Source organism: Streptomyces sp. NPDC002835 (genome assembly GCF_053591995.1).
The window spans coordinates 23,936-32,937 of the sequence record NZ_JBSFUW010000056.1; the positions used below are offsets into that span (position 1 = coordinate 23,936).

The following is a 9,002-nucleotide window of genomic DNA, read 5'->3' on the forward strand; positions in this document are numbered from 1 at the left end:
TCTCCCCAGCTCGATGAGCCGGGGGACGCACCGGGCGCCGCCCCAGGGGACGACTCCCTTGCGCCGCCCGTCCTTGTGCCGGTCATGGTAGCCGCACCCCGCCCGTCGCCACACCCTGTCACCGTGATGTCACTGTGCACGTACCGCAAACGCGGGGGGAGATCGGATAGTTCCCCGAACCCATCGGCCCCACACGCCTTCGGCCACATTCGATCAGCGACTCGCGCACAATCGCACGCCCGACACTCACTTGTCGCGCATCCACTGCTCCATCACCGAGAGGAGATGGTCGGGATCGACCGGCTTCGTCACGTAATCTGATGCGCCGGACTCGATCGCCTTCTCCCTGTCGCCCTTCATGGCCTTCGCCGTGAGTGCGATGATCGGCAGCCCCGCGAACTGCGGCATCCTGCGGATCGCCGTCGTCGTCGCATAACCGTCCATCTCCGGCATCATGATGTCCATCAGTACGACCGTCACATCGTCGTGCTGCTCCAGGACCTCGATGCCCTCACGGCCGTTCTCCGCGTAGAGCACCGACAGGCCGTGCTGCTCCAGCACGCTGGTGAGCGCGAAGACGTTGCGGATGTCGTCGTCGACGATCAGGACCTTCTCACCGTCGAAGGCGAACACCCGCCGCTGCTCGGCGCCATCCTGCTCGCCGGCGGCCGCCCACGGCTCCTGGCCCGGGACCTCCCCGAGCTGCCCGGCGGCCCGCTGGGCCTCCAGGGCCGCCTGCGCCTTCCGGCGCCGGCGCAGCAGGGCCGCGGGGCCCGCCGGAACGGCGGCCGGCTGGTGCCGCTCCTGTACGCCGCCGGCGTCCTCCGTGGCGCGCTCCAGGCCCAGGCCGCTCCCGACGCCCGGCACCAGCTGCGGATAGCCCTGCGGGGGCAGTTCGGTCGGCTGCAGCGGCAGATACAGGGTGAACGTCGAACCGCGCCCCGGCTCGCTCGCCGCATGGATCTCGCCGCCCAGCAGCCGCGCGATCTCCCGGCTGATCGACAGACCGAGTCCCGTGCCGCCGTACTTGCGGCTGGTCGTCCCGTCCGCCTGCTTGAACGCCTCGAAGATGACCCGCATCTTGCCCGCCGCGATCCCGATGCCCGTGTCCGTCACCGAGAAGGCGATCAGATCCCCGTCCGCGTCCCGCAGCGACCCGGCCTCCAGCAGCTGCTCCCGGATCGACTGCGGCACATCGGCGCCCGCCGGCCGGATCACCAGCTCGACCGCACCGCTGTCGGTGAACTTCACCGCGTTGGACAGGAGGTTGCGCAGTACCTGGAGCAGCCGCTGCTCGTCGGTGTGCAGCGTCGCGGGCAGCTCCGGCGAGACCCGGACCGAGAAGTCGAGCCCCTTCTCCGCCGTCAGCGGCCGGAACGTCGCCTCGACGTAGTCGACGAGCTGCACCAGCGCGATACGGGTCGGGCTGACGTCCATCTTGCCCGCCTCGACCTTCGACAGGTCGAGGATGTCGTTGATCAGCTGCAGCAGATCGGACCCCGCGCCGTGGATCGTCTCCGCGAACTCCACCTGCTTCGGGGACAGGTTGGAGTCCGCGTTGTCCGCGAGCAGCTTCGCCAGGATGAGCAGGGAGTTGAGCGGCGTGCGCAGCTCGTGCGACATGTTCGCCAGGAACTCCGACTTGTAGCGCATGGAGACCGCGAGCTGTTCCGCACGCTCCTCCAGCACCTGCCGGGCCTCCTCGATCTCGGTGTTCTTCACCTCGATGTCGCGGTTCTGCTGCGCCAGCAGCTCGGCCTTCTCCTCCAGCTCCGCGTTGGACTCCTGCAGCGCCTTCTGGCGGTTCTCCAGCTCCGCGGAGCGCTCACGCAGCTGCTCGGTCAGCTCCTGCGACTGCTTGAGCAGCACCTCGGTCTTGGTGTTGACGCTGATCGTGTTGACACTCGTCGCGATCATCTCGGCGATCTGGTTCAGGAAGTCCCGCTGGATCTGGGTGAACGGCTGGAACGACGCCAGCTCGATCACACCGAGGACCTTCCCCTCGAACAGCACCGGCAGCACGATCACATAGGCCGGCGAGGCCTCGCCGAGCCCCGAGGAGATCTTCAGATAACCCGGCGGCACATTGACCTGAATCGTGCGCTTCTCCTCCGCCGCGGTCCCGATCAGGGTCTCCCCCGGCCGGAACGACGTCGGCATCAGACCCGCCGAGTAGCCGTAACTGCCGCGCATGCACAGCTCGTACGACTCACCGCCCGACTCCGGGCCGCCAGTGGGCACGGCCAGGAAGAAGGCGCCGTGCTGGGCGGAGACGACCGGAGTGAGCTCGCTCATGATCAGCGAGGCGACGTCCTCCAGGTCACGGCGGCCCTGCATCAGACCGGAGATACGGGCCAGGTTGCCCTTCAGCCAGTCCTGTTCCTCATTGGCGAGGGTGGTGTCGCGCAGGTTCGCGATCATCGTGTTGATGTTGTCCTGGAGCACCTGGATCTCACCGGCGGCGTCCACATCGATCTTCAGGTTCAGATCGCCGCGGGTCACCGCGGTCGCGACCGCCGCGATGGCGCGCACCTGCCGGGTGAGATTCCCGGCCATCTCGTTCACCGACTCCGTGAGGTCGCGCCAGGTGCCGTCGACGTCCCGCACCCGCGCCTGGCCGCCCAGCTGCCCGTCGGTGCCCACCTCACGGGCCACCCGGGTCACCTCCTCGGCAAAGGAGGACAGCTGGTCGACCATGGTGTTGATGGTGGTCTTCAGCTCGAGGATCTCGCCCCGCGCGTCGATGTCGATCTTCCGGGTGAGATCGCCCTTGGCGATCGCGGTGGTGACGGTGGCGATCTGGCGCACCTGACCGGTCAGGTTGGACGCCATCGAGTTCACCGACTCGGTCAGGTCCTTCCAGGTTCCGGAGACGCCCGGCACCCGCGCCTGGCCGCCGAGCCGGCCGTCGGTACCCACCTCGCGGGCCACCCGGGTCACCTCGTCGGCGAACGACGACAGCGTCCGCACCATCGTGTTGACGGTGTCGGCGAGCTCCGCGACCTCGCCGCGCGCCTCGACCGTCACCTTCTTCGTCAGGTCTCCGTTGGCGACCGCCGCGGAGACCCGCGAGATGTTCCGCACCTGACTGGTGAGGTTGTTCGCCATCAGGTTGACGTTGTCGCTGAGGTCCTTCCAGATGCCGGTGACGCCGCGCACCCGCGCCTGGCCGCCCAGTACGCCTTCCGTACCCACCTCGCGGGCGACCCTGGTCACCTCGTCCGCGAAGTCGGACAGCTGGTCGACCATCGTGTTGACGGTCGTCACCAGCTCCAGGATCTCGCCCTTCGCGTCGACGGTGATCTTCTTCGACAGGTCGCCCTTGGCGACCGCCGTCGTCACCTCCGCGATGTTGCGCACCTGGGAGGTGAGGTTGTTGGCCATGAAGTTGACGGACTGAGTGAGGTCCTTCCAGGTGCCGGACACACCCTGAACCTCCGCCTGGCCGCCGAGGATGCCCTCGGTGCCCACCTCGCGGGCCACCCGGGTCACCTGCTCCGCGAAGTTCGACAGCTGGTCGACCATCGTGTTCAGGGTGTTCTTCAGCTCGAGGATCTCGCCCCGCGCGTCCACGTCGATCTTCTGCGACAGATCACCACGGGCCACCGCCGTCGCGACCTGCGCGATGTTGCGCACCTGCGCCGTGAGGTTTCCGGCCATGCCGTTCACGGAGTCCGTCAGATCACGCCACACACCGGCCACACCCGGCACCTGTGCCTGGCCGCCGAGCCGGCCGTCCGTACCCACCTCGCGGGCCACCCTGGTGACCTGCTCCGCGAACGCGGAGAGCTGGTCGACCATGGTGTTGATGGTGTTCTTGAGCTCGAGGATCTCGCCCCGCGCGTCCACGTCGATCTTCTGCGACAGGTCACCACGGGCCACCGCCGTCGTCACCTGCGCGATCTGACGCACCTGGGACGTCAGATTCCCTGCCATGAAGTTGACGGAATCCGTCAGTTCCTTCCACGTACCGCTGACGCCGTCGACCCGCGCCTGGCCGCCGAGCCGGCCCTCCGTGCCCACGTCCCGCGCCATGCGCGTGACCTGGTCGGCGAACGAGGAGAGCTGCGCCACCATCGTGTTGACGGTGTTCTTCAGCTCCAGCATCTCGCCCGCGACGTCCACGGTGACCTTCTGCGACAGGTCGCCGTTCGCCACCGCCGTCGTCACCTGCGCGATGTCACGCACCTGACCCGTGAGGTTACGGAACGCCGTGTTCACCGAATCGGTGAGGTCCTTCCACGTCCCCGCCGCACCCGGCACCTCCGCCTGGCCGCCGAGCCGTCCCTCGACACCGACCTCGCGGGCCACCCGCGTCACTTCGGAACCGAAGGACTGGAGCTGCGCCACCATCGTGTTGACGGTGTTCTTCAGCTCCAGCATCTCGCCCGCGACATCGACCGTGACCTTCTGCGACAGGTCGCCGTTCGCCACCGCCGTCGTCACCTGCGCGATGTCACGCACCTGACCCGTGAGGTTACGGAACGCCGTGTTCACCGAATCGGTGAGGTCCTTCCACGTCCCCGCCGCACCCGGCACCTGCGCCTGCCCGCCGAGCAGGCCCTCCGCGCCGACCTCGCTGGCCACGCGGGTGACCTCGTCCGCGAACGTCCGCAGCGTCTCGGTCATCTGGTTGATGGTCTCCGCGAGCTGGGCCACCTCGCCCCGCGCGTTGACCGTCACCTTCTGCGACAGGTCACCGTTGGCCACCGCCGTCGTCACCTCTGCGATGCCGCGCACCTGGGAGGTGAGATTGCCGGCCATCGTGTTGACCGAGTCCGTGAGGTCCTTCCACACGCCGGCCACGCCCGGCACGGTCGCCTGACCGCCCAGTTCGCCCTCCGTACCCACTTCCCGGGCCACCCGGGTCACCTCGGAGGAGAACGACGACAGCTGGTCGACCATCGTGTTGACGGTGTCCTTCAGCTGCAGCATCTCGCCGGCCACATGAACGGTGACCTTGCGGGACAGATCACCCTTCGCGACGGCCGTCGTGACGAGAGCGATGTCACGCACCTGCGCCGTCAGCCGGTACGCCATGGTGTTGACCGAATCCGTGAGGTCCTTCCACGAACCGGACATACCACGCACCTGGGCCTGGCCGCCGAGTTTGCCCTCGGTGCCCACCTCGAGCGCGACCCGGGTCACCTCGTCGGTGAACGCCGACAGCTGGTCCACCAGGCTGTTGACCGTACGGGCGACCTTCAGGAACTCGCCGCGCAGCGGGCGCACCGCCGCCGCCCCGTCCTGGCCGTCCGCGGCCGGCGAACGCAGCTCCATGCGCTGCTCGAGATCACCGTCCGCGACCGCGGAGAGCACTCGCCCGACCTCGGACACGGGCCGCGCCAGGTCGTCCACCAGTTCGTTCGCGGCGTCGACAGCCGCCGCCCAGGACCCTTCGCAGGCGCCCGTCTCCAGCCGTTCCGTGAGTTTTCCCTCACGGCCGACCATCCTGCGGACCCTCGCGATCTCACCCGTGAGGTGGAGATTCCGGTCGGCGACCTCGTTGAAGACAGCCGCGATCTCGGACATCACGCCGTCGCCCGACACCGTCAGACGGCGGCGGAAGTTGCCGTCGCGCATCGTCACAAGGGCGGCCAGCAGCCTGTTCAGGGCTGCCGTGTCGACCTCGGTTGTCCCATTGCTCCGGGACCGTCCGCCTTTCGCGCGCGTATCTTTGGTCCGCGCCGTCACGCCAGACTCCACCGTGTCCCTCCCGCAGGGGTTGACCGTTACTGCCTGGGCCGTCTCAGGAAGCCTGCCCAGTGTTTCACCATGCCGGAACCAGGCGATAACAGTTCGGCAGCTTCGCATAGCGTCCCCACCCCCGGAGGGCGGAAACAGCGGTGACCGGCATCCGCTCGGACAGCGAAGGTAAGTAACCTGGCATCCGGCTGTCCAACCGCCCCGGTCCGCCCGGCGGGGGCGGTGTGGTGCTCGACTACCACCGGGCACCGGGAGGGGCAGGCCGATCATGGCAGAGCCGGGCGTCGAGACGCGTACGAGGAGTTCTGTGATCACCGCGCGGGCGGCTGCCAGCTTCGACCCTGTCGGGCGGTCCGTCGCGACCGCCCGTGCCTTTGTCCGCGACACCCTCCAGGGGTGGGGCCACTCCGACGTGGTGGACGACGCGGTGGTGCTCACCAGTGAGCTCGTCACCAACGCCGTCATCCACGCGGGAACCTCGGCGGACGTGCTGTGCCTGCGTTCCGAGGACGGCGTCCGGGTCGAGGTCGCCGACCGCTATCCGGAGCGGGAGGTGCCGATACAGGGTGGCGGCCGCACCATCGCGAACCTCGACAGCGAGAACGGACGCGGACTGCTCCTCTGTGCGGCGCTCGCCTCCCGCTGGGGCGTGGAGTACACCCCCACGCACAAGACGGTGTGGTTCCGACTCGACCTTCCGCACCGGGCGGTCGGCACCCGGTCCGCCGGCCCGGTCGTACCGACGGCGATGCTGCCGGTCACCGAGGACCGGGTACGGGTCGCGGTGACGCAGATCGACCGCACCGGCACGATCTCGGTGTGGAACGAGGACGCCGAGCACCTTTTCGGATACCCGGCGGACCAGGTCGTCGGCAAGCCGCTCACCGACTTCGCCGCCTGGCCCCACACGCCGGGCATCGGCACCGGGATCGCGGAGGCCCTGCGGCTGTCCCGCTGGGAGGGCAGCTACGGCGTCCGCGGCAGCGACGGCCGGGTGATCCCGGTCTACGCCTCCCATCTGCGGGTGCGCGACGCGAACGGCGAGCCGTCCACGGTCTGCCTGCTGGTGCGCGACGACGAGCGTGCCGTACTGCAGTCGCCCCAGCGGACCCCCGGCGGCGACAGCCGCTCGGAGCACCGCAGCGCGGACCCGTTCGAGGTCTTCATCGGCTCCCCCGCCCCGGACGATCTCGACGGCCTGCTCCAGCGCACCGTCGAACGGGCCAGGGACATGCTCGACGGCGACGCCGCCTTCCTGCTCCTGGCCACCGACGACGAGACGGAGCTGGAGGTCCGGGCGACGACGGGACTCCCGTCGGCCCGCCAGCGCTTCGCCCGCGTCCCGGTGGAAGCCGGCGCGGGACGTTACGGCTCCGCCCGGATGCCCGCGGTCCACGAGGACCTCGCGGCCGTCCCCGGGGCCGTTCCGCTCCTCAACTCCACCGGCATGCGCTCGGTGGTCACGGTGCCGCTGAAGGTCGAGGGCCGGCTCACGGGCTCCCTCGGCGTGGCCGCCGAAGCCGCCGGCCGCTACTCCAACGAGGAGGCGCTGCGCCTGCAGTTCGCCGCGGACCGTATCGCGCTGGCCGTCGAATCGGCACGGCTGGGCGAACTGGAACGGCTGCGCCGCGGCTCCCTGTCGTTCCTCGTCGAAGCGTCCGACCTGCTGGCCGGCACGCTCGACCGGGACCAGACGCTCGCCCTGATGGCACAGATGACGGTCCCCACGCTCGCCGCCTGGTGCGCGGTCTACACGATCGCCGACCAGTCCTCCGAGCCGTACCTCAGCTACGTGCTGCACGAGGACGAGGAACGCATCGACGGCCTCAAGGCCCTTCTGTCGAGGATCGATCCGCCCGACCCGGTGCCGACGCCCGGCGCACGGGTGTGGAACGCGCCCGGCGAGGCCGCCCAGCGGGCGGCGCTGCTCGCGTCGAAGCGTGAACTGGGCCTGGGCTCCACGCCGCCCGTGTCGTCCGGCATCGGCACGACGCTCGCCACGGCGGCCACGGTCGGCGGGGAGACCGTCGTCCTGCCGCTGGTCGCCCGTAACCGCGTGATCGGGATGCTGACGCTCGGCAAGCCGTCCGACGACCACTTCCGCCAGGAGATCCTCGAACTCGCCGAGGACCTCTCCCGGCGCGCGGCCCTCGCCCTGGACAACTCGCGCCTCTACTCCGAGCGCATGGCGATCAGCCAGTCCCTCCAGCGCAGCCTGCTGCCGCCGGAGCTGCCGCAGATCCCGGGCGTCGAGGTCGACGTCATCTACCGCGCCGCGGGCGAGGGCAACGAGGTCGGCGGCGACTTCTACGACCTCTTCCCCATCCGCGACGGCGCCTACGGCTTCGCGATCGGCGACGTCTGCGGCACGGGTCCCGAGGCCGCAGCGGTCACGGGTCTGGCCCGCCACGCGCTGCGCCTGCTCGCCCGTGAGGGCTTCGGCGGCCCCGCGGTCCTGGAGCGACTGAACGCGGCCATCCTCGACGAGGGCGCCCGCAGCCGCTTCCTCACGCTCCTGTACGGGGAGCTGTGGCCGCAGGAGGACGGCAGCGCGCTCCTCAAGGTCGTCTGCGCGGGCCATCCGCTGCCGCTGCGGCTCCGCCAGGACGGCACCGTGGAGCCGGCCGCCGAGCCGCAGCCGCTCCTCGGCGTCATGGAGGACCTGGAGCTTTACGAGCAGATGGTGACGCTCGACCCGGGCGACGTACTCCTGTGCGTGACGGACGGGGTCACGGAACGCCGAGAGGGAACGCGCATGTTGGGCGACGACGGCCTGACCGAGGTACTGACGCACTGCACCGGCCTGACGGCGGGCGCGGTCGCGGGGCGGGTGCTGAGGGCCGTGGAACGCTTCGCGGCGGAGCCGGCGTCGGACGACATGGCGATCCTGGCGATGCGGGTACCGGAGCCTCACAACAGCTGAGACGGAACATGAGGAAGGCCCCCGCCTTTCGGCGGGGGCCTTCCTCATGGTGTTGCTTGTTTGTCGGAGCCCCCAAACGGAATCGAACCGTTGACCTTCTCCTTACCATGGAGACGCTCTACCGACTGAGCTATAGGGGCCTGTTGCGCCTGGCAACGGGATAAAGCATACCCCGGATCAGGGGATGCTTCAAAACCGGTCGGCGAACCCTTCGTGAGTCGGTCGTGAATCCGGTCGTGAATGGGTCTTGAACGCAGGAAAGCCCCGCACCAGAGGTACGGGGCCTTCCCACAATAATTGTTCGGCGGCGTCCTACTCTCCCACAGGGTCCCCCCTGCAGTACCATCGGCGCTGAAAGGCTTAGCTTCCGGGT

At 69.2% G+C, this 9,002-nt stretch carries 2 protein-coding genes, 1 tRNA gene and 1 rRNA gene; 1 reads left to right on the forward strand and 3 read right to left on the reverse strand.

Translation table 11 applies throughout. From position 1 onward, the window contains the following. Window positions 1–246: 246 nt before the first annotated feature. The gene (locus ACWD01_RS34570) at window positions 247–5,706 is read right to left on the reverse strand and encodes a HAMP domain-containing protein (RefSeq protein WP_451167574.1); all 5,460 of its coding nucleotides are present in this window, start codon (window positions 5,704–5,706) and stop codon (window positions 247–249) included. A 268-nt stretch (window positions 5,707–5,974) separates the two neighbouring features. Here ACWD01_RS34570 and ACWD01_RS34575 point away from each other — a divergent pair, with 268 nt between their 5' ends. Beyond that, entirely contained in the window at window positions 5,975–8,629 is a 2,655-nt protein-coding gene (locus ACWD01_RS34575; protein WP_451167576.1) for a SpoIIE family protein phosphatase, read from the forward strand. A gap of 67 nt (window positions 8,630–8,696) precedes the next feature. Here ACWD01_RS34575 and ACWD01_RS34580 read toward each other — a convergent pair. Then, a tRNA-Thr gene (locus ACWD01_RS34580) sits at window positions 8,697–8,769 on the reverse strand. 159 nt (window positions 8,770–8,928) lie between these two features. After that, window positions 8,929–9,002, reverse strand: a 5S ribosomal RNA gene (rrf, locus tag ACWD01_RS34585); the annotation flags it as partial.